The sequence below is a fragment of the Arthrobacter sp. alpha11c genome (genome assembly GCF_054149985.1).
In genome coordinates, this window is sequence record NZ_CP196747.1 from 4,992,874 (window position 1) to 5,016,757 (window position 23,884).

Below are 23,884 nucleotides of genomic sequence, written 5' to 3' on the forward strand. Positions count from 1 at the left end.
TCAACCGAGCCGGCGGCGAACGTGTAGTCCATCCGAAAGGGAGACCCCGTGGCACAGGACGTGCTTACCGACCTTAACAAGGTCCGCAATATCGGCATCATGGCCCACATCGATGCCGGCAAGACCACCACTACCGAGCGCATCCTGTTCTACACGGGTGTGAACCACAAGATCGGCGAGACGCACGACGGCGCCTCGACGACCGACTGGATGGAACAGGAAAAGGAACGCGGCATCACCATCACGTCTGCCGCCGTGACTTGCTTCTGGGACAAGAACCAGATCAACATCATCGACACCCCGGGCCACGTTGACTTCACGGTCGAGGTTGAGCGCTCCCTGCGCGTCCTCGACGGTGCAGTTGCAGTGTTCGACGGCAAGGAAGGCGTGGAGCCGCAGTCCGAGACTGTTTGGCGCCAGGCTGACAAGTACAACGTTCCGCGTATCTGCTTCGTCAACAAGATGGACAAGCTGGGCGCTGACTTCTACTTCACCGTAGACACCATCATTTCCCGCCTCGGTGCCAAGCCGCTGGTCATGCAGCTGCCCATCGGCGCTGAGAACGACTTCATCGGTGTTGTTGACCTCCTCGAAATGCGTGCCCTGGTTTGGCCTGGCGACGCAAAGGGTGACGTCACCATGGGCGCTTCCTACGAAGTGCAGGCAATTCCGGCGGACCTCCAGGCCAAGGCTGAAGAGTACCGTGCACAGCTCGTAGAGACTGTGGCCGAGGCTTCCGAAGAGCTCATGGAGAAGTACCTCGAAGGTGAAGAACTCACCCTCGAGGAACTGAAGGCCGGCATCCGCAAGATGACCATCAACTCCGAGCTCTACCCGGTGTTCTGTGGTTCTGCCTTCAAGAACCGCGGCGTACAGCCCATGCTTGACGCTGTTGTCGACTTCCTGCCGAACCCGCTCGACGTCCCGCCGATGATCGGTCACGATCCCCGCGACGAAGAGAAGGAACTCACCCGCAAGCCCTCTGCTGACGAGCCGTTCTCGGCCCTCGCCTTCAAGATTGCTGCGCACCCGTTCTTCGGTCAGCTGACCTTCATCCGCGTGTACTCCGGTCACGTTGAGGCCGGCGCCCAGGTGGTTAACTCCACCAAGGGCAAGAAGGAACGTATCGGCAAGCTGTTCCAGATGCACGCCAACAAGGAAATGCCCGTTGAGGGCGCTACTGCCGGCCACATTTACGCAGCCATCGGTCTGAAGGACACCACCACGGGTGACACCCTGTGTGACGCCAACAACCAGATCGTCCTCGAGTCCATGAGCTTCCCGGAGCCCGTGATCTCGGTTGCCATCGAGCCCAACACCAAGGGTGACCAGGAGAAGCTCTCCACGGCCATCCAGAAGCTCTCCGCTGAGGACCCGACCTTCCAGGTCTCCCTCAACGAAGACACTGGCCAGACCATCATCGCCGGCATGGGCGAGCTCCACCTGGACATCCTGGTGGACCGCATGCGCCGCGAATTCAAGGTTGAGGCAAACGTTGGCAAGCCGCAGGTTGCTTACCGCGAAACCATCAAGCGCGCTGTAGAGCGTCACGACTACACGCACAAGAAGCAGACCGGTGGTTCGGGTCAGTTCGCAAAGATCCAGATCGCGATCGAGCCGATGGACACCTCTTCCGGCGAGCTGTACGAGTTCGAGAACAAGGTCACCGGTGGCCGCGTTCCGCGCGAATACATCCCGTCCGTTGACGCTGGTATCCAGGATGCACTGAACGACGGCGTCCTGGCCGGCTACCCGGTTGTTGGCATCAAGGCCACGCTGATCGATGGCGCGTCCCACGATGTTGACTCCTCGGAAATGGCGTTCAAGATCGCCGGCCGTATGGCTTTCAAGGAAGCTGCACGCAAGGCGAACCCTGTTCTGCTCGAACCGCTGATGGATGTTGAGGTCCGCACACCTGAGGAATACATGGGTGATGTTATTGGTGACCTGAACGCCCGCCGTGGCCAGATGCAGTCCATGGAGGACGCAGCAGGTGTGAAGGTTATCCGTGCACACGTTCCGCTGTCCGGCATGTTCGGTTACATTGGCGACCTCCGTTCCAAGACGCAGGGTCGTGCCGTGTACTCCATGACGTTCAACAGCTACGCGGAGGTCCCGAAGGCTGTCGCCGACGAGATCATCCAGAAAACCCGCGGCGAGTAATCTCCCGGTAACGGATGCAATTCCGGTTCCGGGAAGGCATCTCAGCGTGAGTGGCGGGGCTGCGGCGAAAGTCGCGGCCCGGCCCCCTGCGCGAACAGGCTCTAGGAACTAGTATTGGTTCCTGAATCTGCAATTTCACCAAAACCAAGCCCCCAAGTAGACTTGCTAAAGTTTCTGCCGCGAAAAGCGCGGCCGAGGAGCACTTCACTTGAAATCGTTCTAGGAGGAACCTGTGGCAAAGGCAAAGTTCGAGCGGACTAAGCCGCACGTCAACATCGGCACCATTGGTCACGTTGACCACGGTAAGACGACGCTGACTGCCGCCATTTCCAAGGTGCTGTACGACCAGTACCCGGACATCAACGAGCAGCGCGACTTCGCGTCCATCGACTCTGCTCCGGAAGAGCGCCAGCGCGGTATTACCATCAACATCTCCCACGTGGAGTACCAGACCGAGAAGCGTCACTACGCACACGTTGACGCCCCCGGTCACGCTGACTACATCAAGAACATGATCACCGGTGCTGCCCAGATGGACGGCGCAATCCTCGTGGTTGCCGCAACCGATGGTCCGATGGCCCAGACCCGTGAGCACGTTCTGCTCGCCCGCCAGGTTGGTGTTCCCTACCTGCTGGTCGCACTGAACAAGTCGGACATGGTTGATGACGAAGAACTCCTCGACCTCGTCGAAATGGAAGTTCGTGAGCTCCTGAGCTCGCAGGGCTTCGATGGCGATGAAGCTCCGGTTGTTCGCGTTTCCGGTCTGAAGGCTCTGGAAGGCGACCCGGTTTGGGTCAAGTCCGTCCAGGACCTGATGGCAGCTGTCGACGAGTCCGTTCCGGACCCCGTACGTGACCGCGACAAGCCGTTCCTGATGCCGATCGAAGACGTCTTCACCATCACCGGTCGTGGCACCGTTGTTACGGGCCGCGCCGAGCGTGGAACCCTCGCCATCAACTCCGAGGTCGAGATCGTTGGCATCCGCCCGATCCAGAAGACCACGGTTACCGGTATCGAGATGTTCCACAAGCAGCTCGACGAAGCATGGGCCGGCGAGAACTGTGGCCTCCTGCTCCGCGGTCTCAAGCGCGACGACGTCGAGCGTGGCCAGGTTGTCGTCAAGCCGGGTTCCATCACCCCGCACACCGACTTCGAGGCCAACGTCTACATCCTTTCCAAGGACGAAGGCGGACGTCACAACCCGTTCTACTCGAACTACCGCCCGCAGTTCTACTTCCGTACCACGGACGTAACCGGCGTTATCACCCTGCCGGAAGGCACGGAAATGGTTATGCCTGGCGACAACACTGAGATGACCGTTGAGCTCATCCAGCCGATCGCTATGGAAGAGGGCCTCGGCTTCGCTATCCGCGAAGGCGGCCGCACCGTTGGTTCGGGACGTGTTACCAAGATCATCAAGTAGTTTCTACTTGTAGATCCGCAAACTTCCGACATCGTCGGTAGCGAGCTAAAGAAGAACCCCATCGCTTACGTGGTGGGGTTCTTCTTTGCTATCATTAATCTATCGATTGGATTAATGCCGTGCAGGCCTTGCGCCCGGCTTCACCGTAGGAGCTTCCATGCTGGGATTCTTGACGACAGGCCTTGTGCTGATGCTTTTGGCCGCTATTGGTGTCATTGGCTACGCACTGGGCTTGGTGCGGGGCCGGCGGGAAGGTGCTCGTTCGACGCCGACTGCCAGAATCGACGACGCCGCCCCCTACCGTGCTGGGTATCTCGCCGGCCATCTGGCAGGTTGGGAGGACGCGCGCGGTCAAAGCCAGGGGCCTGCAGTGCGGCAGCAGCCGGCGACTGTACAGCAACCGCCGGCAGTGCAGCAACCGCCGGCAGTGCAGCAACCGCCGGCGGTACAGCAACCGCCAGCGGTACAGCAACCATCTGCTGTACGGCAGCCAATGCCGTTCCAGCCTCCGATCGTAAATCCTGTATTTCAGCAGACCGTGCGGACATCTGCGCCACCCAGTGTGCCGCCGTCGTACAGCCGCGTGCCTGTTCCCCAGCGAAACGTGGCTCCTTCGCCACAACAGCGGCAATTCCAGACGACGCTTCCCCCGCGTGAGAGCCCGGAAACTGTAGCGGCGAGGAAGGAGAAGCGCGACCGCCAAAACATCAACATCACCCTGTACGTCGCGAGTCTGTTGCTTGTTGCCGCAGGTGCCCTGTTTGTTGGAACCAGCCTTCCTGGGGTTCTTCGTTTTGTGGCTATTTGGGCCATCACCATCTTGTTCTATGCTTCAGGACTCATCATCGAGCGAAGGGTGCCGCGGCTTCGCCCGGCAGCCATAGCTTTTACCGGAACAGGGCTGGCCCTCATCCCGGTTACAGGCCTGGCCATGTACAACTTTGCCCTCCATCACGGCCCCACGGCCTGGCTGGTCACTTCATTGCTGGGAACTGCTGCCTACGTTTACGCCGCGCTCCGCCTCGATAACAAGGTGCTGGCCGTGCTCTCACTCACGTTCGTGGTTTCCACGGCGTGGTCCGGAGTATCAGTGCTTGGCGGGGCCTTGGTCTGGTACTTTACGGCGCTGATTGGCGTTGCCATTCTCTTCACGCTCGCTGCACTGGTTCGCCCCCGTTGGCTCCCTCCGCTCTATATCCGTCCTCTGGTGGTACTGCATCCGTTTGTCGTGCCTTTCGTGGGTCTCGCGGTAAGCATGACGCCCAACTTCCTGGCCAAGGGGGAGTACCCCATGGTCATGATGATGTGCGGGCTGTACTTTGCCGTGATGGTGCTTGTGCCGTCAGGCCAGCAAGCGCAGTCAGGCCAGCGAGTGCAGTCACGCCAGCACCGATTGCTCAATTTCTATGGCGCCCGAGTCGCCTTCACCCTGGCAGTGTTGGGTCTTGTGTGGGATGTCTCCGCGGATTCCAGCCACGTGCTCCTGGCTGGAATCATTTGCCTGGGGGTCCAAGCGGTTGGGGTCGCGTTCGGCGGAAAACGCCTGCTTCCACGAGGTTGGTGGTACGACGCCGTCTCGTGCCTCGCGCTGCAAATTGTTGCTGCGGTTGTGCTCACGGTCATGCTTGGCGTGGGAAGTTTCCAGCTGCCAGAGTTTGTGCCGCTGTTCATCGCGATGCCGACCGCCATGGTGCTGGGCTGGAAGCTGGGCCAGGGGGCAGAGTTCGCACCCGCCGCCGTACTTGTTGTGGCAGCGCCGTTCGTTGGGTTGCTGGGTGCGTGGCCCGTGACCGGGCTGCTCGCTGTCGCGGCCCTCTATTGGTTCCTACTGGGACGAATCAAGCCGGGGCCACTTCGACATGTCTACGTCCTGGCTGGGCGGGTCGCTCTTACGCTAACGGTAACGGCCTTGGCTGCGGGCGTCTTCACTGGTCATCCGGACAGGTCTTCCTACACCTTGTTCGCTTTCGTGGCGGCGTGTGCCGTGCAGCAGCTGGTGAGTGCCTTGCTTGAGGGCAACGGTGTTCGCACCGTGGGAGGACACGCGTCCACAGCGGGGTTCGGTGGGGCGGCGATGGCAGGACTCCTTGCTTTGCCCATTTTCGATGCCGCACCCGGGCGGCCCACTGTGGCAGTTGCTGTGGGCGTGGTGGTTGCCGCAGGTTTGGTCTCCGGCTGGTTGACGTTCCCGCAGGGTAGGGACAGCAGTAGGTCCGGCCCCACAGGTGACGCTGACGTCTTGACGTGGCGTCTCACAACAGGGGAGTTCCTGGCACCGACCGCCGCTACGGTGGCAGGCATCGTGGCTGGGGTTGCTGTGTCGCGGACACTGGCCAACGTGGTTCTCCTGGCCGCTGTCATCTACTTCTGCGCCACAGCCCTCCGGTTGCGTGCTTCCCTGCATAGGCAAAGCTACTGGTGGTTGGCGCGCGCCGCGGGAACCGTGTTGGCTGCCTCGGCCTACTACGACGCAACGAAGGACGCCGGCTTCCAGATTGCCGGTGAAGAGGTTGCCGTCGGCCTGATTGTCATCGTCATTCTTGCCCTGCAGCTAATCCTGCCGCTGCGTGCGGGTTATGTTGTGAAGTCCCTGCGGCCTGCAATTATCGACGCCGGAGTGGTGCTTGCCGGGATGGTCCTGTGCAGTATGTTCCTCACCGTGGACGGGGCTCCCGGGCTCCGGGAGGGCTGGCAGCCAGGTGCGGGTGCCACCATTACGGCTCTGGCGGCCGTGGCCATCAGTACGATGCTTCGAGCCCACAAACCGGGATGGTTGTTCGCTCCTGCGGCAATGGTTCTGCTGCTCGCCCTCCGGCTTGGAAATGTCAGGGATCTGGAACTTCTGCTGGGCATCTTTACGGCATACAGCGGCTTCATGGTTGCTGTGAGCGGCCAGCGCCTGGTCCGCGGTGGATACCTGTTGGCTGTGCGCATTCTCTCCGGGGCCTTGGTCACGATGGTGGTGGCCGACTTCACGGAGTCGGCTGCGGCTACATCTGTCGCTGTCGCGCTGATCCTCATCCTGCAGTTGCCAGTGCAGTTCTTTGTGCAGTCCTTCCTCCAGAGGCGACGCAGCGACGACCCCTTCCAGAAGGCACTGGTTTGGGCAATTCCAGGCGCACAGTTTCTTCTCCCAGTGGCTTACTTGCTCGCAGCAGATTACGATGGCGGTGGCCGTTGGGTGTTCCTCGCCGAGTTGGCATTCGTGCCGGTAGCGGCCGTGATCGCGTGGCGCACTTTTGGTGCCCGGGGAGCGCAGTACTTCGGGATCGCTGGACTCACGGCAGGAGTGATCGCGGCGGGACCCTCCTTGGGCTTCCCATCAGGTACCTGGCTGTATCAGCCGTTGCTGGATAAGTATCAAGTGCCATGGGTGCTGCTGGCGCTTGCAGTGGCTGCCGTCGTTGCAAGGGCAGTTTTCCCGCCCGTGAACGCGGGGCCGGTCGTGACTGGCGAGGGTTCAGCCGCAGATGTGGCCGAACGGTGGCTGTGGTTGATTTCGGCACTCACGTTCACCACTACCGGCGGCTTGTTGGCTGTGACGACGTCACTGTCGCTCAGCGGTTTTGCCGTCCTGGTTCTGGCTTTGGTGCTGTTCGCTGCCTCGCACTTTGAGGGGATGCCCTCCCTCTATGCCGCTGCGGCGCCCGCCGCGCTGGTTGGTGCCGTGACCGCCGTCGACGGTTTATTGAATGACCGGGAGCTGACTGCCTGGGATTCCTTCCTGCCATTGTTGCTAGGCGCAGCTGGAACCGGGGCAGCCATGTATGTGGTCCGCAGACTTGGCGGCCCCTTCATCGCCTCACAACCCTGGCGGCGCAACGCCCTGGCGATAACTTCGATTACGGGGCTTGTCATAGCTGCTGCCGCCGGCCTGGCACGGGACCAGACCTCGTTGGTGGGGGCGGTCCTGATCCTGGTTTCCGGAGTGTTGGTGGTTATCGAGGTCACGAACGGCAAGTGGCTGGCCGGAGAAATCGCTGCCCTGGCAACCCTCGCGGGGTTCCAGCGGGCGCTGCTGTTTGTGGATGGCGGCTCGCCTGAATGGTTCTGGGCGGCACAATGGTATGTTGTTGCCGGCGCGGTTATGGCAGGGGTGCGCTATATGGGCCGGCAACGTTCCGACGGACAATTGCGGCTTGCCCTCACAGCAGGGCTGCTGTCCTTGACAGCTGTGGGGACAAGTTTCGTGGGAACATCGTCCCAGCAGATATACGTCCTCGTGGCTCATGTGGTGCTCCTGGTGGCCGGACTCCTCCTGGCTGAGCGAATGTTCGTGTGGTGGGGCGCTGCGGGCGTGGCAGCCAGCATCATGTGGGCGCTGCGCAGTTACGCATTCGCGATGCTGGCACTCGTCGCCTTGGCCCTGATCGTGTTGGCAGTATGGCGGCTGAACCGAAAACCGCCGGCAGCCGAGCGCAACAATCCAACACCAGAACCCTCAGCGGCATCCAGCCGGGATGGAATCCGCTAACGTTGAACCCAATGAGAGGAGCACCATGGAATTCCTGATTTTCCTTGCCATCATCGCAGTGATCGGCGGCGGAGTGCTGTGGGGTCGCAAGTACTTCCGCAATGAAATTGAGCGCGCCAAGCGCATCAACCGCGCCAACAAAAACAAGTAGCCAGATCGGCAGTTAACCCACGTGGGTTAGTGTTCCCGGTGGCGTGCACGCCCCAGTGCCCGATACCAGTAAAACGAGTCTTTGGGTGTGCGCTCCAAGGTGTCGAAGTCCACATGGACCAAGCCAAAGCGTTGCGAGTAGCCTGCCGCCCACTCGAAATTGTCCAGTAGCGTCCACACGTAGTAACCGCGGAGTTCGACGTCCTCGGCGATACCGCCGGGTCCTGTAGCAGTCAGCGCGTGGCCAAGATGCTCCGCCAGGTAACTGATCCGGTTATGGTCCTGTATAGGCCCCTCCACGTGCGAAGGCTCGGGGAAACTGGCCCCTCCTTCGGTGATATAGACCGGTGGAAGGGCGTCGCCATAGCGGTCCTTCATCTCGCGGAGCAGTACTGCCAAATGCTCCGGCGCCACCGGCCAGCCGAATCCAGTGGTGTCGTACTCCTGGTAGGCGGCAAGGTGGAATGGCACTTTCGTCATTTCGACGGCGGTGCCTGTGGGGATCTCCGCCGGTCCTCGCCCTGCAGCAACCTTGATCGGGTAGTAGTAATTGAGTCCATAGAAGTCCAGGGGCTGGCTGATCAGCTCAAGGTCACCATCCCTGATGGTTCCCAATGACCGGAACCAGGGTTTCATGGGCAAAGGTGGTCTGGGGTACTGACCCAGCAGGACAGCGTCGGCATATATGCGATTGAGGAGCAGATCGAAGGACTGGGCCATCAAGCGGTCAGAGAGGCTGTTGCTCGCTGGGCGGACGGGGGAGTGCATGTTGGAGATGCCGATCTGCCCCTTCACCCCGGCTTCACGCAGGGCGCGCACTGCCAACCCATGACCCAGCAGTTGGTGATGGGCGGCCGGCAAGGCATCGAACAACAACTGGCGCCCGGGTGCGTGGACGCCCAAGGCATAGCCCTGGAGCGTGACGGAAACCGGTTCGTTCATGGTGACCCAGTGCTCCACGCGGTCCCCAAAGCGCTCCGCTGCGGCGCTGCAATAGACGGCAAAGCGTTCCGCTGTATCCCGATTCATCCAGCCGCCCGCGTGTTCAAGTTCCAGAGGAGTATCCCAATGGAACAGGGTTGCCATGGGCGAGATACCGGCAGCAAGGAGTTTGTCGATCAGGCGATCGTAAAAGTCCAGCCCACGCTGGTTGATTCCGCCCTTGCCGCCGGGCTGGATCCTGGGCCAGGAAAGGGAGAAGCGGTACGAATCGATGCCGAGTTCCTGCATCAGGGTGATATCTTCGTTGGCGCGGTTGTAGTGATCGCAGGCTATGGTGGGGGAGTCGCCGTCGACGATTGCCCCCGGCTTCTGCGCGAATGCATCCCAGCCCGAAGGTCCCCGCCCATCAGCGGTTACAGAACCTTCAATCTGGAAGGCGGCGGCCGCCACTCCCAGCGTGAACCCTGGACGTAGGCGCGCGGCCAGATCTTCCACGGAACCCGTATCCTGGGCGGTCATTCCACTATCATCCACAGCGCGTGGCGGCTGTGGCAATGCCCGACCGGGCCCCGATTGGCCTTTGGCCTTTATTTCCGCCATACTGGATGAGTTGTTCAAGCGCTTCTTCGTGTCCCGATCCGGATAATGCCGGGTGTCAGGGTCCAGGCTGAAGCCCAAACATAACCCTGAACCCCATGGAATGCGGTCGAGTTTGCGTGAAAATCGCGACACGCCCGACCGCGGGGGTCGGTGCGCCGGCAGGTTGAGGAACCCGGAATGATCCGGATTCAGCTTGTGCGGCGTGTGGTGGTAAAACCTCAAACGCTTCGGCGGCCACGCCAACAGGTAAGTAAACAGAGCAGCCCTAACTAGAGCAGCACTAGCTGAAAGAGAGTCAGGCGACATGGCGGGACAAAAAAATCCGCATCCGGCTGAAGTCATATGACCACGAGGTCATTGATGTTTCAGCGCGGAAGATCGTTGAGACGGTCACGCGCGCAGGCGCAACGGTAGTCGGCCCGGTGCCGCTTCCGACGGAGAAGAACGTGTACTGCGTTATCCGCTCTCCGCACAAGTACAAGGACAGCCGTGAGCACTTCGAAATGCGTACTCACAAGCGTCTGATCGACATCATCGACCCCACGCCGAAGGCTGTTGACTCGCTTATGCGTCTCGACCTGCCTGCAGACGTGAACATCGAAATCAAGCTCTAGGGAGGTGCTGAGAGACTATGACCGCAACCCGTAACGTAAAGGGCCTGCTGGGCACGAAGCTCGGCATGACCCAGGTCTGGGACGAGAACAACAAGCTCATCCCGGTAACTGTCGTCCAGGCTGACTCCAACGTCATCACCCAGCTGCGCAACGCAGAGGTAGATGGCTACGTCGCCGTCCAGATCGGCTACGGCCAGATCGACCCCCGCAAGGTCACCAAGCCGCTGGCTGGTCACTTTGAAAAGGCAGGCGTAACTCCTCGCCGCCACGTTGTCGAACTGCGTACCGCAGACGCCGCATCCTACGAGCTGGGCCAGGAGCTCTCTGTTGAGATCTTCGAAGCCGGCCAGAAGATCGACGTCGTCGGCACCTCCAAGGGTAAGGGCTTTGCCGGTGTTATGAAGCGTCACGGCTTCCACGGCGTTGGCGCTTCCCACGGTGCCCACAAGAACCACCGTAAGCCTGGCTCCATCGGTGGCGCATCCACCCCGAGCCGCGTCTTCAAGGGCCTGAAAATGGCCGGCCGCATGGGCGCCGAGCGTCACACGACGCTGAACCTCACGGTTCACGCTGTTGACGTTGAGAAGTCGCTGCTCCTTATCAAGGGTGCCGTCCCCGGTGCCCGCGGCCAGGTCGTACTCGTACGCACCGCCGTGAAGGGAGCCTAGTTAGATGACTAGCACTGTCAAGGTAGACCTGCCTGCAGAGATCTTCGACGTCCAGACCAACGTGCCGCTGCTGCACCAGGTCGTCGTCGCACAGCTCGCTGCTGCCCGCCAGGGTACCCACAAGACGAAGACCCGCGCCGAGGTTTCCGGTGCAGGTCGCAAGCCGTTCAAGCAGAAGGGCACCGGCCGCGCCCGTCAGGGTTCCATCCGTGCTCCTCACATGACCGGCGGTGGCGTTGTCCACGGTCCGACCCCTCGTGACTACAGCCAGCGCACCCCCAAGAAGATGAAGGCTGCTGCTCTCCGCGGCGCCCTGTCTGACCGCGCCCGCAACGGTCGCATCCACGTCATCGCTGAACTGGTAGCCGGCACCAAGCCGTCCGCCAAGGAAGCACTGGCTTCGCTGCGTGCAGTCTCCGAGCGCAAGAACCTGCTCGTTGTTATCGAGCGCGCCAACGACGTCGCTGCACTCTCCGTGCGCAACCTCGCAGATGTTCACGTTCTGTACGCAGACCAGCTGAACACCTACGACGTTCTCGTTTCCGACGACGTGGTCTTCACCAAGGCTGCTTTCGAGGCGTTCGTCGCTGACAAGGCTAAGAACGAGGAGGCCTCCAAGTGAGCGTAACCACCATCAAGGACCCGCGCGACGTCGTGCTTGCACCCGTCGTATCGGAAAAGAGCTACGGTCTGATCGACGAAGGCAAGTACACCTTCCTGGTGGACCCTCGCTCGAACAAGACCGAGATCAAATTGGCCGTAGAGAAGATCTTCTCGGTCAAAGTTGACTCGATCAACACCATCAACCGTGCCGGTAAGCGCAAGCGCACCAAATTCGGCTGGGGACAGCGCAAGAGCACCAAGCGTGCAATTGTCACCCTCAAAGAAGGCACAATCGACATCTTCGGCGGTCCGCTCGCGTAGCGGAGACCACTTTTAACGAGGAAATAAATTATGGGAATCCGTAAATACAAGCCGACTACCCCGGGCCGTCGTGGCTCGAGCGTAGCCGACTTTGCTGAAATCACGCGATCGACTCCGGAAAAGTCGTTGCTGCGTCCGCTGCACAAGACTGGCGGCCGTAACAACTCCGGTAAGATCACCACCCGTCACAAGGGTGGTGGGCACAAGCGCCAGTACCGTCTGATCGACTTCCGTCGTCACGACAAGGACGGCATCAACGCCCGCGTTGCCGAAATCGAGTACGACCCGAACCGCACGGCTCGAATCGCACTCCTGCACTACGTTGATGGCACCAAGCGTTACATCATCGCTCCTAACAAGCTGTCCCAGGGTGACTTCGTCGAGGCTGGTCCTGACGCTGACATCAAGCCGGGCAACAACCTGCCGCTGCGCAACATCCCGGTTGGTACCGTTATCCACGCAGTTGAACTGCGTCCGGGTGGCGGCGCCAAGATGGCACGTTCCGCTGGTGCTTCGGTACAGCTCGTTGCCAAGGAAGGCCGCTTCGCCCAGCTGCGTCTGCCCTCCGGCGAAATCCGCAACGTTGACGTGCGCTGCCGCGCAACCGTCGGCGAGGTCGGCAACGCCGAGCAGTCGAACATCAACTGGGGCAAGGCCGGCCGTATGCGCTGGAAGGGCGTTCGCCCGACCGTCCGTGGTGTAGCCATGAACCCGGTTGACCACCCGCACGGTGGTGGTGAAGGTAAGACTTCCGGTGGACGTCACCCGGTTAACCCGAACGGCAAGCCCGAGGGCCGTACCCGCCGTCCGAACAAAGAGAGCGACAAGCTTATTGTTCGTCGCCGCCGTACTGGCAAGAACAAGCGATAGGAGCCTGGACACATGCCACGCAGCCTGAAAAAAGGTCCTTTCGTTGACCAGCACCTCTTTGTGAAGGTCGCACGGGAAAACGATAAGGGCACCAAGAACGTCATCAAGACCTGGTCCCGCCGTTCGATGATCATCCCCGACATGCTTGGGCACACGATCGCCGTACACGACGGACGCAAGCACATTCCGGTGTTTGTCACTGAGTCGATGGTCGGGCACAAGCTCGGCGAATTCGCTCCCACGCGGACATTCCGCGGCCATGTTAAGGACGACCGTAAGGGCAAGCGCCGCTAGGCGCCTGACTTTACGTCTTAGACGAGAGAAGGAAAGCAATGGAAGCCAAGGCTATTGCGCGTCACATCCGCGTAACGCCTATGAAGGCCCGGCGCGTCGTCAACCTTGTTCGTGGTAAGCAAGCGAATGAGGCTCTGGCAATTCTGAAGTTTGCCCCCCAGGCAGCTTCGGAGCCGGTATTCAAGGTACTTCAGTCGGCAATGGCCAACGCACGTGTCCTCGCGGACCGTGACGGCGTTGCATTCGACGACAGCGACCTGTTCGTCAGCGAAGCATTCGTTGATGAAGGCCCGACCATGAAGCGGTTCCAGCCGCGTGCCCAAGGCCGCGCCTACCGCATTAGGAAGCGGACCAGCCACATCACCGTGGTCGTCGCAACCCCGGAGAAAGAGGAGGCTCGCTAAGTGGGACAGAAAGTAAACCCGCACGGGTTCCGACTCGGCATCACCACCGACCACGTTTCGCACTGGTTTGCTGACAGCAACAAGGCCGGACAGCGCTACAAGGACTTCGTCCGCGAGGACATCAAGATCCGTCAGCTCATGTCCACTGGCATGGAGCGCGCCGGCATCGCCAAGGTTGAGATCGAGCGCACCCGTGACCGTGTCCGCGTGGATATCCACACGGCACGCCCGGGTATCGTCATCGGTCGCCGTGGCGCCGAGGCAGACCGCATCCGCGGCGAGCTCGAAAAGCTCACTGGCAAGCAGGTTCAGCTGAACATCCTCGAGGTCAAGAACCCCGAGATGGAAGCACAGCTTGTTGCCCAGGGCATCGCTGAGCAGCTGACTTCCCGCGTGGCTTTCCGCCGTGCGATGAAGAAGGCCATGCAGTCCGCACAGCGTGCGGGTGCCAAGGGTATCCGTGTTGCTTGCTCGGGTCGTCTGGGTGGCGCAGAAATGTCCCGCTCGGAGTTCTACCGCGAAGGCCGTGTGCCCCTGCACACCCTCCGCGCGAACATCGACTACGGCTTCTACGAAGCCAAGACCACCTTCGGCCGCATCGGTGTGAAGGTTTGGATCTACAAGGGTGACGTAACCGCCAAGGAACTGGCTCAGCAGGCAGCTGCTGCTCCGTCCCGTGGCCGCGCAGGAGACCGTCCGGGCCGCCCGGGTGGCGACCGCCGTCGTCGTAACGACCGCCCGGCCGCTGACGCAGCACCGGTTGCTGCAGAGGCTCCGGCCGCTGAAGCTGCTGCTCCGGCAGCAGAAGGAGGAGAGGCTTAAATGCTTATCCCACGTCGAGTCAAGCACCGTAAGCAGCACCACCCGGGTCGTTCCGGCGCTGCAACGGGTGGCACCAAGGTCAGCTTCGGTGAGTACGGTATCCAGGCACTGAGCCCGGCATACGTGACGAACCGTCAGATCGAGTCCGCCCGTATCGCGATGACCCGCCACATCAAGCGTGGCGGTAAGGTCTGGATCAACATCTACCCGGACCGTCCGCTGACGAAGAAGCCTGCTGAAACCCGTATGGGTTCCGGTAAGGGTTCTCCGGAATGGTGGGTCGCAAACGTCAAGCCGGGCCGGGTTCTCTTCGAACTCTCCGGTGTCAATGAAGAGGTAGCTCGCGAGGCCCTGCGCCTGGCAATCCACAAGCTCCCGTTGAAGGCACGCATTGTGCGTCGCGAAGGTGGTGAATAGAAATGGCAGTAGGGTCGAAGGATCTCGCACCCGCACAGCTGGACGGTTTCGACAACGAGCGTCTCGTTGAAGAACTCCGCAAGTCCAAGGAAGAGCTGTTCAACCTGCGTTTCCAGTCCGCCACCGGTCAGCTGGAGAACCACGGTCGCCTGCGTGCGGTAAAGAAGGACATCGCACGCATCTACACCGTTCTGCGTGAGCGCGAGCTGGGCATTCGTGCCGAGGTTGCCGCACCGGTTGTGGAAGCCAAGGAAGAAAAGAAGTCCAAGAAGGCTGCCAAGGCTGAAACAGCCGAAGCTGAAGCTGGAGAGGACGCCAAGTGAGCGAGAAGGAAACTGTGACGGAAGCAGCAGCCAGCGCTGAACAGCGCGGTTACCGTAAGACGCGTCGCGGCTACGTTGTCTCTGACAAGATGGAAAAGACCATCGTTGTTCAGGTTGAAGACCGCGTGAAGCACGCTCTGTACGGCAAGGTTATTCGCCGCACTTCGAAGGTCAAGGCTCACGACGAAGAGAACACCGCCGGCATCGGCGACCTCGTTCTCATCTCTGAGACCCGCCCGCTGTCCGCTACCAAGCGGTGGCGCCTGGTGGAGATCCTCGAAAAGGCCAAGTAAATCCGACGCCGGGCTTGCCCGGTTGGGATTCAGTGGAAGGGTCCGCGTTCTGCAAGGAACGCGGGCCCTTCCGCGTTCCCAGCACGTTTCGGAAAGACCAGCGAAACATGCTAGGATATTGAGTTTGTATGGCGCCATTTGTGCGTCATCGACTACCTCGTAAACAATCGTGCCGCTGCATACTGCCCCGCGCAGAGTTTTCTGCAAGGGAAGCTGATGCTCGTGGCACGGGCGTTTAGGCCTGTTCTGGCAAAATCCAGGCAGGTCAAGAGACACCCCGATCAACCGTTCCGCAAGGCTCATTCCGTATGCATGATTTCGGTCTGAGAACCGGCGCGACGCAAGGAGTAAAAATTGATTCAGCAGGAGTCGCGACTCAAGGTCGCCGACAACACGGGTGCTAAGGAAATCCTTACCATTCGCGTTCTCGGTGGATCCGGTCGTCGCTACGCAGGCATTGGCGACGTCATCGTCGCTACCGTCAAGGACGCTATCCCTGGCGGCAACGTAAAGAAGGGTGACGTCGTCAAGGCTGTCATCGTTCGTACCAAGAAGGAACGCCGCCGTGCGGATGGTTCCTACATCAAGTTTGACGAAAACGCAGCTGTGATCCTGAAGAACGACGGTGACCCCCGCGGTACCCGTATCTTCGGCCCGGTTGGTCGTGAACTTCGCGACAAGAAGTTCATGAAGATCGTTTCGCTGGCCCCGGAGGTGCTTTAGTCCATGGCTAAGATCAAAAAGGGTGACCTCGTTCAGGTCATCACCGGCGCCAAGCAGGAACGTGGCGGCGACCGCGGCAAGCAGGGCAAGGTCCTGCGCGTATTCCCGGACACCAACCGCGTGCTGGTAGAGGGAATCAACCGCGTCACCAAGCACACCAAGGTCGGTCAGTCGCAGCGCGGCACCAAGACCGGTGGCATCGAGGTCGTTGAGGCTCCGATCCACGTTTCCAACGTTGCTCTGGTTGACCCGTCGACCAAGAAGCCGACCCGTGTTGGTTTCCGTCTCGACACCGTTGAGAAGGATGGCGCTACCAAGACCGTCCGTATCCGCGTGTCCAAGGCCACCGGGAAGGACATCTAATGACTGAGACTCTCGAGACTCCAGTAAAGATCGTTCCGCGTCTGAAGACGAAGTATGCAGAGACCATCAAGAAGTCCCTGCAGGACGAGTTCAGCTATGCGAACGTGAACCAGGTTCCCCGCCTGGTGAAGGTTGTTGTGAACATGGGTGTTGGAGATGCCGCCAAGGACTCCAAGCTGATCGACGGCGCTGTCCGCGACCTCACCCTGATCACCGGCCAGAAGCCGCAGGTAACCAAGGCCCGCAAGTCGATCGCACAGTTCAAGCTGCGCGAAGGCATGCCGATCGGTGCACACGCAACCCTGCGTGGAGACCGCATGTGGGAATTCGTGGACCGTCTGGTTTCGCTGGCTCTGCCGCGTATCCGTGACTTCCGCGGCCTCAACGGCAAGCAGTTCGATGGCAACGGCAACTACACCTTCGGTCTGACCGAGCAGGTTATGTTCCACGAAATCGACCAGGACTCCATCGACCGCGTTCGCGGTATGGACATCACGGTCGTCACCACCGCCAAGACCGACGACGAAGGCCGCGCGCTGCTCAAGGCGCTTGGTTTCCCGTTCAAGACCGAAAACTAACTACGTAACAGGTCCGGCAGCGCAGGCTCGCAAGAGCAGGCGCAGCGGAAACCGTTATGAGGAAGGGCTATAGCCCAAATGACTATGACAGATCCTGTCGCAGACATGCTCACGCGTCTGCGCAATGCAAACTCGGCATACCACGACACCGTGACCATGCCGTACAGCAAGCTGAAGGCACGCGTTGCTGACATCCTGAAGGCAGAAGGCTACATTGCCGGCTGGAAGGAAGAAGACGCCGAGGTTGGCAAGAAGCTGACCATCGACCTGAAGTTCGGTCCGAACCGCGAGCGTTCCATCGCTGGCGTCCGCCGCATCTCCAAGCCGGGCCTCCGCGTTTACGCGAAGTCCACCAACCTGCCGCACGTGCTGGGTGGCCTGGGTATCGCTATCCTGTCCACCTCTTCCGGCCTCCTGACTGACAAGCAGGCCGGCAAGAAGGGCGTGGGCGGCGAAGTCCTCGCGTACGTCTGGTAACGGGAAAGGAAGAGAATAATGTCACGTATTGGACGTCTCCCCATCACCGTTCCTGCCGGAGTTGAGGTCAAGCTCGATGGCTCCGTCATCAGCGTCAAGGGTTCCAAGGGAGAGCTGAGCCACACTGTAGCCAGCCCGATCGAGGTTTCCCTGGAAGAGAACACTCTCACGGTCACCCGCCCGAACGACGAGCGCAACTCGCGTTCGCTGCACGGCCTGACCCGCACCCTGATCGCCAACATGATCCAGGGCGTTACCGAGGGCTACGAGAAGAAGCTTGAAATCGTTGGTACTGGTTACCGCGTTCAGGCAAAGGGTTCTGACCTGGAGTTCGCTCTTGGCTTCAGCCACCCGGTTAACGTCTCGGCACCCGAAGGCATCACCTTCGTAGTAGAGGGTCCGACCAAGCTCTCTGTTGCGGGTATCAACAAGCAGCAGGTCGGCGAGGTTGCTGCCAACATTCGCAAGCTGCGCAAGCCCGACCCCTACAAGGGCAAGGGTGTCCGTTACGCCGGCGAAGTCATCCGCCGCAAGGTCGGAAAGGCTGGTAAGTAAACCATGGCCATCGCAATTAACAAGAAGCGTACGAACAAGAGCAAGTCTGCTGCACGCAGCCGTCGCCAGCTTCGTATCCGCAAGCGCATCACCGGTACGGCTGTACGTCCTCGTCTGGTCGTCAACCGTTCGGCCCGTCACATCTTCGTCCAGGTTGTCGATGACAGCAAGGGTGTAACCGTGGCTTACGCTTCCACCCTGGAAGCTGACCTTCGCGCACTCGACGGAGACAAGACTGCCAAGGCCAAGCGCGTCGGCGAGCTCGTTGCCGAGCGTGCCAAGGCTGCAGGCGTCGAAGCTGTTGTCTTCGACCGTGGCGGTAACAAGTACCACGGCCGCATCGCCGCCGTCGCTGACGGTGCTCGCGAAGGTGGGCTGGCACTGTGACCGTTGAAAATAACGAAAAGGACATTCAGGTGACTGAAGCTGTAGCTGCTGAAGCAACTGAGACCGCACCCGCTACCGATGACCGCCGCGGCGGACGTCGTGGCGAGCGCGGCGAGCGTGGCCAGGGCCGCGGCGACCGTGGTGGCCGTGGTGGCCGCGACGGCGGTCGCGAAGCCGAGAAGAGCCAGTTCGTAGAGCGCGTTGTAACCATCAACCGCGTTGCCAAGGTCGTCAAGGGTGGTCGTCGCTTCAGCTTCACCGCACTCGTCGTCGTCGGTGACGGCAACGGCATGGTTGGCGTTGGCTACGGCAAGGCCAAGGAAGTTCCCGCTGCTATCGCAAAGGGCGTTGAAGAGGCCAAGAAGTCCTTCTTCCGCGTTCCCCGCGTTGGCAACACCATCCCGCACCGTGTGCAGGGTGAGGCTGCTGCAGGCGTTGTCCTGCTGCGTCCGGCTTCCGCCGGTACCGGTGTTATCGCCGGTGGTCCGGTCCGCGCGGTACTGGAGTGCGTGGGTATCCACGACATCCTTTCCAAGTCGCTCGGTTCCTCCAACGCGATCAACATCGTTCACGCGACCGTTGCCGCTCTGAAGCAGCTCGAAGAGCCCGCTTCCGTGGCTGCCCGCCGTGGCCTGCCGCTGGACGAGGTTGCTCCGGCTGCTCTGGTGCGCGCGCTCCAGAACCAGAAGGCAGGTGTTTAGTCATGGCTAAGAACCTGACTCCCTCCGACGCCAAGTTGGAGATCACCCAGATCAAGGGCGTCATCGGCGCCAAGCAGAACCAGAAGGCTACCCTCCGGTCCCTCGGCCTGAAGCGCATCGGACACACCGTTGTCCGTGACGCCGACGCCGTGACCGTTGGAATGCTCAACACGGTTCCGCACCTCGTGAATGTAGAGGAGGCGAAGTAATGGCCGAGAACAAGACCGCTGCAGAGGCTGCCGAGAAGCAGAACGCTCTGAAGGTCCACCACCTGCGTCCCGCCCCGGGTGCCAAGACCACCAAGACACGTGTTGGTCGTGGTGAAGGCTCCAAGGGTAAGACCGCTGGTCGCGGTACCAAGGGTACGAAGGCCCGCTACCAGGTAAAGGCTGGCTTTGCCGGCGGCCAGCTGCCGCTGCACATGCGCCTGCCGAAGCTGCGCGGCTTCAAGAACCCGTTCCGGGTTGAGTTCCAGGTTGTGAACCTGGACAAGCTCAACGAGCTGTTCCCGGAAGGTGGCGCTGTCACCGTTGAGTCTTTGGTTGAGAAGGGTGCCGTTCGCAAGAACCAGCCCGTCAAGGTCCTGGGCACTGGCGACATCACCGTCAAGGTTGACGTCACCGCCCACGCTTTCTCTTCCAGCGCTGCTGAAAAGATTGCTGCAGCAGGTGGAAGCACCACTGCTCTCTAAGAGCCAGTGGGGCTGATCCCCGTTGTAAAAAAGATCCCGGTATGCGGGGCTTCGGCCCCGTATGCCGGGATTTTTTGCGTGAAAGTGGACTCTCGATTATTACGACGGCGTCACAAGCAGCTAGACTCGGTTGTTGGGTTTCATTGAGCCCATCCACATCCTTGTACTTTCTACTCAGGAGGACGCTTGCTAAGCGCATTCGGCCGGGCGTTTCGGACGCCTGATTTGCGACGCAAGTTGTTGTTCACGCTGGGAATCATCACAATCTTCCGCTTGGGAGCTTTCATCCCCTCGCCTGGTGTGAACTACCAGAATGTCCAGCAATGCTTGAACAACGGTGACACCTCGCAGGGCATTTACCAGCTGGTTAACTTGTTCAGCGGCGGCGCGTTGCTGCAGGTCTCGATCTTTGCACTGGGCATCATGCCCTACATCACGTCGAGCATCATCGTTCAGCTGCTCCGGGTGGTCATTCCCCGGTTCCAGCAGCTCTACGAAGAGGGCTCCTCGGGCCAGTCGAAGTTGACCCAGTACACCCGGTACCTCACCATCGCGCTCGGACTCTTGAACGCCACCACACTGGTGTCCTTGGCGCGGTCCGGCCAGCTTCTTCCGGGCTGTAACCTCCCGATCATTCCTGATGACAGCATCATTACGACACTGCTCATCATCATCACGCTGACGGCCGGTACGGGCCTCATCATGTGGATGGGCGAGCTCGTTACGGAGAAGGGTGTGGGCAACGGAATGTCGCTGCTCATCTTCACCTCCATTGCTGCGGGCTTCCCGCGTTCGCTTGGTTCCATTTGGGAGACGAAGGGACCGGGAACGTTCTTCATCGTCCTGGCAATCGGCTTGCTCACGGTGGCCCTGGTGGTCTTCGTGGAGCAGTCCCAGCGCCGGGTTCCCGTCCAGTACGCCAAGCGCATGATCGGACGCCGCACCGTGGGTGGCACAAGCACCTACATCCCCATCAAGGTGAACATGGCCGGCGTCGTGCCCGTCATCTTCGCTTCCTCCATGCTGTACCTGCCGGGCCTGATTGCGCAGTTCAACCAGCCGAAGGCAGGGGAGCAGCTGGCGCCGTGGGTTGAGTGGATCAACAACAACCTCACCCGTGGCGACCACCCCATCTACATGGCGCTCTACTTCGCCATGATCGTGTTCTTCACCTACTTCTACGTGGCCATCACCTTCAACCCTGAAGAAGTGTCGGACAACATGAAGAAGTACGGCGGGTTCATTCCGGGCATCCGGGCGGGTAAACCGACCGCGGACTACCTGCAGTACGTGCTTTCCAGGATCACCTTGCCTGGAGCCTTCTACCTGGGCTTCGTGGCGTTGATTCCGCTGGTTGCACTCGTCCTGATCAACGCCAACCAGAACTTCCCGTTCGGTGGCACGTCAATCCTGATCATGGTGGGTGTCGGTCTGGAAACCGTCAAGCAGATTGATGCGCAGCTACAACAACGTCACTACGAAGGGCTTTTGCGATGACGAGAATGCTGATCATTGGACCTCCCGGTTCGGGTAAGGGTACGCAGGCTGAGCGGATTTCCGAGCGCCTCGGCGTAGTCGCCATCTCCACCGGCGACATCTTCCGTGCCAACGTAAAGGGCGAAACCCCTTTGGGCATCGAAGCCAAGAAATACATGGACGCAGGGGACTTCGTTCCGGACAGCGTCACGAACAACATGGTTCGCGACCGCCTGAGCCAGAGCGACGTCGAGAATGGCTTCCTTCTGGATGGTTACCCGCGCACCACCGCGCAGGTTGACTACCTCGACCAGATCCTCGCTGAAGGCGAGCAGGAGCTCGACGTCGTGCTCCAGCTGACTGCCGACGACGAAGAACTGGTGTCCCGCCTCCTGGGCCGTGCGAAGGAAACCGGGCGCTCTGACGACAATGAGGCCGTCATCCGTCACCGGCTGGACCTTTACCACGAGCAGACTGAGGCCGTTGTCGCCAAGTATGCCGAGCGTGGCATCCTGACGCAGGTGGACGGAATCGGCGGCATCGATGAAGTCACCGACCGCGTCCTCACCGCCATCGAGTCGGCCAAGGCCGTCTAATAGGGCTTTTCCACATAGCCGGATCATCGGCGCTGGAGCAAAAGGGTGTGTCCCGTACCATTGGTGCGGGACACACCCTTTTCGTTTCGCGGCAGTTTTTGGGGGAACCGCATGCAGACAGCTCATTCCGGACACAGCAGGATTGCAGGTTTGGAGGTTTACCTTCCACCTGCGCGCCTGGACACTTCCGCCGTCGAACGCCGTATTGGTGAGTCGAGTCCGGGGTTCAGGGTGCCCAAGGGCTTGATCTCCCGTGTTACCGGCATCCGTTCCCGGAGCGTCATGGCCGACTCCGAGCAAGCATCGGACCTTGCGGCCAATGCAGCGGCAAAGCTCCTTGCTGAATGCGGGCTTCAAGCTACGGACATAGACCTGCTCATCTTCGCGTCCGCCAGCCAGGACATGGTGGAACCGGCCACGGGCCACATGGCCGCCGCCAAACTCGGACTCGGCTGCCCTGCGATGGACGTGAAGAATGCGTGCAACAGTTTCCTGAACGGCTTGGAAGTAGGCGATGCCCTGATTGCCACGGGCCGGTATGCCAGGGTCCTGGTGGTCACTGGGGAGTCGCCGTCGCGGGCGATCCGTTGGAGGGTTCCGGACTTTGACACTTTCGCGTCAAGCTTTCCCGGCTACACCATGAGCGACGGCGGCGCGGCAGTGTTGCTCGAACCTGCGGATTCAGCGCCACTGGAGACGAACCGACTGGAGGTCGGTCCGGGAGGCATTCTTGGCATGGGCTTCACTGCCCGCAGCAGCCACTGGTCGGTCGGCACCCTGGCTGCAGGCGGATCCGCGTATCCGCGCGATCCGGAAGCGACCTATTTCACCATGGACGGGGAGAAGCTCAAGGACGCGTTTCTGGATCTGGGCTGCGGCGTCCTGGACGAAACATTGGACCGTCTGGAACTGCAGTGGACGGACTTCGCCGTGGTTTGTGTGCACCAGGTGAGTGCACCGTACCGGGAAATCTTTGCGGACCGGGCCGGTGTTCCGAGGGAGCTTCTGGTTCCATCTGTAGAGGACTTCGGAAATTTGGCCTCCGTTAGCTTGCCCCTGCAACTAAAACTTGCCGTGGACAGTGGCCGCTGCGGCCCAGGAGATCTCGTGGCCTTGGTGGGACTCGCCGGCGGCGTCAGCCTGGGCATGGCGGTGGTGCGGCTGTGACGCTGGAACGCCATCTGGGAAGCACAGCCCCTACCCGGCCGCTGTCCATCGCTGTGCCCATGCTGAACGAAGAGAAGCTGGTCCGGCAGACGCTGGACTGTTTTGCGGCCCAAGAGCATCAGGACTTCACGGTGGTGGTGGTCGACAATGGATCGACGGACGCCAGCTGTTTGATCGTGGCGGAGTTCGCCGCGGCTCATCCCCACATGGATATCAGGCTTGTGCATGAAGCCGAGAAGGGGACGGGCGCGGCCGCAGACACGGGCATGCGCTTCGGTGTGGAGCACGGCGCAACGCGGCTCGCCCGGACGGATGCCGATTGCCTCGCTGCGCCGGATTGGACCGCCAAAATTGTTCAGGCGTTCGACGACGGTTTGGAACTCATCGCCGGCCAGCTTGTGCCCCGCGAGGACGAAGGGATCAGTTCCGGGGAGCGGAGGATGATGCTGCTCGCAGTCGAGATCGCATCTTTCTTCGGCCGGATCCGCCCCGGCAATAAGGGTGACGGGTACTTGGGCCCTTATCAGATGCTTCCAGGGTGCAATATGGCGATCACGGCAGACATGTATCACCGTTCCGGTGGATTCCCGCGGACCAGCATAGAAGACCTCCATGAAGACCGCGCACTGTCCAACCGCGTGCGAAAGCTGACCCGCAATTACGCGTTGCGCCCGGATGTTGTGGTGTACGGCTCCTCACGGCGGGTCAAAGCCTGGGGCTTGAAGAACACCTTGGCTTGGTATGCGGACCACCGGTACCGCCCAGAGCACGTGGACATCCGGTGACGCC

General features: G+C 60.7%; 29 protein-coding genes. 28 read left to right on the forward strand and 1 reads right to left on the reverse strand.

The window, feature by feature from the left end:
- The first annotated feature begins 48 nt into the window (after positions 1–48).
- The 4 genes from fusA to ACTAQJ_RS23280 all read left to right on the forward strand — a co-directional run bounded on the left by fusA (position 49) and on the right by ACTAQJ_RS23280 (position 8,211).
- On the forward strand, positions 49–2,163 hold the full coding sequence (gene fusA, locus ACTAQJ_RS23265) for an elongation factor G (RefSeq protein ID WP_431115948.1): 2,115 nt from the start codon (positions 49–51) through the stop codon (positions 2,161–2,163).
- Positions 2,164–2,395: 232 nt separating this feature from the next.
- Complete coding sequence (gene tuf / locus ACTAQJ_RS23270; protein ID WP_223933983.1) at positions 2,396–3,586, forward strand: elongation factor Tu; 1,191 nt, start codon at positions 2,396–2,398, stop codon at positions 3,584–3,586.
- A 157-nt stretch (positions 3,587–3,743) separates the two neighbouring features.
- On the forward strand, positions 3,744–8,060 hold the full coding sequence (locus ACTAQJ_RS23275) for a hypothetical protein (RefSeq protein WP_498699757.1): 4,317 nt from the start codon (positions 3,744–3,746) through the stop codon (positions 8,058–8,060).
- Positions 8,061–8,085: 25 nt separating this feature from the next.
- Positions 8,086–8,211, forward strand: a complete 126-nt coding sequence (locus tag ACTAQJ_RS23280) for a hypothetical protein (RefSeq protein WP_263422265.1) — start codon at positions 8,086–8,088, stop codon at positions 8,209–8,211.
- 26 nt (positions 8,212–8,237) lie between these two features.
- On the opposite strand, the gene ACTAQJ_RS23285 is transcribed toward ACTAQJ_RS23280, so the two are convergent.
- Entirely contained in the window at positions 8,238–9,671 is a 1,434-nt protein-coding gene (locus ACTAQJ_RS23285; RefSeq protein ID WP_498699759.1) for a GH1 family beta-glucosidase, read from the reverse strand.
- 365 nt (positions 9,672–10,036) lie between these two features.
- Between ACTAQJ_RS23285 and rpsJ the strand changes: the two genes are divergently transcribed.
- The 24 genes from rpsJ (at position 10,037) to ACTAQJ_RS23405 (ending at position 23,880) form a co-directional block, all read left to right on the forward strand.
- Positions 10,037–10,366, forward strand: coding sequence for a 30S ribosomal protein S10 (gene rpsJ, locus ACTAQJ_RS23290; RefSeq protein WP_424575242.1), 330 nt, complete (start codon positions 10,037–10,039; stop codon positions 10,364–10,366).
- A 17-nt stretch (positions 10,367–10,383) separates the two neighbouring features.
- Positions 10,384–11,034 (forward strand): 50S ribosomal protein L3, encoded by a 651-nt coding sequence (gene rplC, locus ACTAQJ_RS23295; RefSeq protein WP_026539807.1) that lies wholly within the window; start codon positions 10,384–10,386, stop codon positions 11,032–11,034.
- Positions 11,035–11,038: 4 nt separating this feature from the next.
- On the forward strand, positions 11,039–11,656 hold the full coding sequence (gene rplD / locus ACTAQJ_RS23300) for a 50S ribosomal protein L4 (protein WP_216925087.1): 618 nt from the start codon (positions 11,039–11,041) through the stop codon (positions 11,654–11,656).
- Entirely contained in the window at positions 11,653–11,958 is a 306-nt protein-coding gene (rplW, locus tag ACTAQJ_RS23305; protein WP_011775593.1) for a 50S ribosomal protein L23, read from the forward strand. Before rplD ends, rplW begins: the two co-directional genes overlap by 4 nt.
- A 30-nt stretch (positions 11,959–11,988) precedes the next feature.
- Entirely contained in the window at positions 11,989–12,828 is an 840-nt protein-coding gene (gene rplB, locus ACTAQJ_RS23310) for a 50S ribosomal protein L2 (protein ID WP_011775592.1), read from the forward strand.
- A 12-nt stretch (positions 12,829–12,840) separates the two neighbouring features.
- Positions 12,841–13,122, forward strand: coding sequence for a 30S ribosomal protein S19 (rpsS, locus tag ACTAQJ_RS23315; protein ID WP_011775591.1), 282 nt, complete (start codon positions 12,841–12,843; stop codon positions 13,120–13,122).
- 38 nt (positions 13,123–13,160) lie between these two features.
- Positions 13,161–13,526: a 50S ribosomal protein L22 gene (rplV, locus tag ACTAQJ_RS23320; protein WP_431115942.1), complete on the forward strand. Its 366-nt coding sequence runs from the start codon at positions 13,161–13,163 to the stop codon at positions 13,524–13,526.
- Positions 13,527–14,348: a 30S ribosomal protein S3 gene (rpsC, locus tag ACTAQJ_RS23325; RefSeq protein WP_216925088.1), complete on the forward strand. Its 822-nt coding sequence runs from the start codon at positions 13,527–13,529 to the stop codon at positions 14,346–14,348.
- Entirely contained in the window at positions 14,349–14,765 is a 417-nt protein-coding gene (gene rplP / locus ACTAQJ_RS23330; protein WP_003803795.1) for a 50S ribosomal protein L16, read from the forward strand.
- Positions 14,766–14,767: 2 nt separating this feature from the next.
- Positions 14,768–15,088 (forward strand): 50S ribosomal protein L29, encoded by a 321-nt coding sequence (gene rpmC / locus ACTAQJ_RS23335; RefSeq protein WP_275959788.1) that lies wholly within the window; start codon positions 14,768–14,770, stop codon positions 15,086–15,088.
- The gene (rpsQ, locus tag ACTAQJ_RS23340) at positions 15,085–15,381 is read left to right on the forward strand and encodes a 30S ribosomal protein S17 (protein WP_142938371.1); all 297 of its coding nucleotides are present in this window, start codon (positions 15,085–15,087) and stop codon (positions 15,379–15,381) included. The genes rpmC and rpsQ overlap by 4 nt, the downstream gene beginning before the upstream one ends.
- A 354-nt stretch (positions 15,382–15,735) precedes the next feature.
- A complete protein-coding gene (rplN, locus tag ACTAQJ_RS23345; protein WP_003803789.1) occupies positions 15,736–16,104 on the forward strand; it encodes a 50S ribosomal protein L14 in 369 nt (122 codons plus the stop codon).
- 3 nt (positions 16,105–16,107) lie between these two features.
- Entirely contained in the window at positions 16,108–16,467 is a 360-nt protein-coding gene (rplX, locus tag ACTAQJ_RS23350; protein ID WP_062073171.1) for a 50S ribosomal protein L24, read from the forward strand.
- The gene (gene rplE, locus ACTAQJ_RS23355; RefSeq protein WP_011775585.1) at positions 16,467–17,045 is read left to right on the forward strand and encodes a 50S ribosomal protein L5; all 579 of its coding nucleotides are present in this window, start codon (positions 16,467–16,469) and stop codon (positions 17,043–17,045) included. Before rplX ends, rplE begins: the two co-directional genes overlap by 1 nt.
- Positions 17,046–17,123: 78 nt before the next feature.
- Positions 17,124–17,522: a 30S ribosomal protein S8 gene (rpsH, locus tag ACTAQJ_RS23360; RefSeq protein WP_216925090.1), complete on the forward strand. Its 399-nt coding sequence runs from the start codon at positions 17,124–17,126 to the stop codon at positions 17,520–17,522.
- A gap of 18 nt (positions 17,523–17,540) precedes the next feature.
- On the forward strand, positions 17,541–18,077 hold the full coding sequence (gene rplF, locus ACTAQJ_RS23365; RefSeq protein ID WP_144659422.1) for a 50S ribosomal protein L6: 537 nt from the start codon (positions 17,541–17,543) through the stop codon (positions 18,075–18,077).
- A 3-nt stretch (positions 18,078–18,080) separates the two neighbouring features.
- Positions 18,081–18,464, forward strand: coding sequence for a 50S ribosomal protein L18 (rplR, locus tag ACTAQJ_RS23370; RefSeq protein WP_223933973.1), 384 nt, complete (start codon positions 18,081–18,083; stop codon positions 18,462–18,464).
- Between the two features lie 29 nt (positions 18,465–18,493).
- Positions 18,494–19,165: a 30S ribosomal protein S5 gene (gene rpsE / locus ACTAQJ_RS23375; protein ID WP_431115938.1), complete on the forward strand. Its 672-nt coding sequence runs from the start codon at positions 18,494–18,496 to the stop codon at positions 19,163–19,165.
- 2 nt (positions 19,166–19,167) lie between these two features.
- Complete coding sequence (gene rpmD, locus ACTAQJ_RS23380) at positions 19,168–19,374, forward strand: 50S ribosomal protein L30 (protein ID WP_216925092.1); 207 nt, start codon at positions 19,168–19,170, stop codon at positions 19,372–19,374.
- A complete protein-coding gene (gene rplO, locus ACTAQJ_RS23385; RefSeq protein ID WP_224164997.1) occupies positions 19,374–19,856 on the forward strand; it encodes a 50S ribosomal protein L15 in 483 nt (160 codons plus the stop codon). The genes rpmD and rplO overlap by 1 nt, the downstream gene beginning before the upstream one ends.
- Positions 19,857–20,042: 186 nt before the next feature.
- Entirely contained in the window at positions 20,043–21,353 is a 1,311-nt protein-coding gene (gene secY, locus ACTAQJ_RS23390) for a preprotein translocase subunit SecY (protein WP_216925094.1), read from the forward strand.
- 5 nt (positions 21,354–21,358) lie between these two features.
- Positions 21,359–21,928: an adenylate kinase gene (locus tag ACTAQJ_RS23395; RefSeq protein WP_224091119.1), complete on the forward strand. Its 570-nt coding sequence runs from the start codon at positions 21,359–21,361 to the stop codon at positions 21,926–21,928.
- A gap of 111 nt (positions 21,929–22,039) precedes the next feature.
- A complete protein-coding gene (locus ACTAQJ_RS23400) occupies positions 22,040–23,095 on the forward strand; it encodes a 3-oxoacyl-ACP synthase III family protein (RefSeq protein ID WP_498699763.1) in 1,056 nt (351 codons plus the stop codon).
- On the forward strand, positions 23,092–23,880 hold the full coding sequence (locus ACTAQJ_RS23405; RefSeq protein ID WP_498699764.1) for a glycosyltransferase family 2 protein: 789 nt from the start codon (positions 23,092–23,094) through the stop codon (positions 23,878–23,880). Before ACTAQJ_RS23400 ends, ACTAQJ_RS23405 begins: the two co-directional genes overlap by 4 nt.
- Positions 23,881–23,884: the final 4 nt, after the last annotated feature.

Coding starts and splice junctions, on each gene's coding strand:
- ACTAQJ_RS23275 (WP_498699757.1), top strand. CDS start 3,744: ATGCTGGGATTCTTGACGACAGGCCTTGTGCTGATGCTTTTGGCCGCT.
- ACTAQJ_RS23280 (WP_263422265.1), top strand. CDS start 8,086: ATGGAATTCCTGATTTTCCTTGCCATCATCGCAGTGATCGGCGGCGGA.
- ACTAQJ_RS23285 (WP_498699759.1), bottom strand. CDS start 9,671: ATGACCGCCCAGGATACGGGTTCCGTGGAAGATCTGGCCGCGCGCCTA.
- rplC (WP_026539807.1), top strand. CDS start 10,384: ATGACCGCAACCCGTAACGTAAAGGGCCTGCTGGGCACGAAGCTCGGC.
- rplD (WP_216925087.1), top strand. CDS start 11,039: ATGACTAGCACTGTCAAGGTAGACCTGCCTGCAGAGATCTTCGACGTC.
- rplB (WP_011775592.1), top strand. CDS start 11,989: ATGGGAATCCGTAAATACAAGCCGACTACCCCGGGCCGTCGTGGCTCG.
- rpsS (WP_011775591.1), top strand. CDS start 12,841: ATGCCACGCAGCCTGAAAAAAGGTCCTTTCGTTGACCAGCACCTCTTT.
- rplV (WP_431115942.1), top strand. CDS start 13,161: ATGGAAGCCAAGGCTATTGCGCGTCACATCCGCGTAACGCCTATGAAG.
- rplP (WP_003803795.1), top strand. CDS start 14,349: ATGCTTATCCCACGTCGAGTCAAGCACCGTAAGCAGCACCACCCGGGT.
- rpmC (WP_275959788.1), top strand. CDS start 14,768: ATGGCAGTAGGGTCGAAGGATCTCGCACCCGCACAGCTGGACGGTTTC.
- rplX (WP_062073171.1), top strand. CDS start 16,108: ATGGCTAAGATCAAAAAGGGTGACCTCGTTCAGGTCATCACCGGCGCC.
- rplE (WP_011775585.1), top strand. CDS start 16,467: ATGACTGAGACTCTCGAGACTCCAGTAAAGATCGTTCCGCGTCTGAAG.
- rpsH (WP_216925090.1), top strand. CDS start 17,124: ATGACTATGACAGATCCTGTCGCAGACATGCTCACGCGTCTGCGCAAT.
- rplF (WP_144659422.1), top strand. CDS start 17,541: ATGTCACGTATTGGACGTCTCCCCATCACCGTTCCTGCCGGAGTTGAG.
- rplR (WP_223933973.1), top strand. CDS start 18,081: ATGGCCATCGCAATTAACAAGAAGCGTACGAACAAGAGCAAGTCTGCT.
- rpmD (WP_216925092.1), top strand. CDS start 19,168: ATGGCTAAGAACCTGACTCCCTCCGACGCCAAGTTGGAGATCACCCAG.
- rplO (WP_224164997.1), top strand. CDS start 19,374: ATGGCCGAGAACAAGACCGCTGCAGAGGCTGCCGAGAAGCAGAACGCT.
- ACTAQJ_RS23395 (WP_224091119.1), top strand. CDS start 21,359: ATGCTGATCATTGGACCTCCCGGTTCGGGTAAGGGTACGCAGGCTGAG.
- ACTAQJ_RS23400 (WP_498699763.1), top strand. CDS start 22,040: ATGCAGACAGCTCATTCCGGACACAGCAGGATTGCAGGTTTGGAGGTT.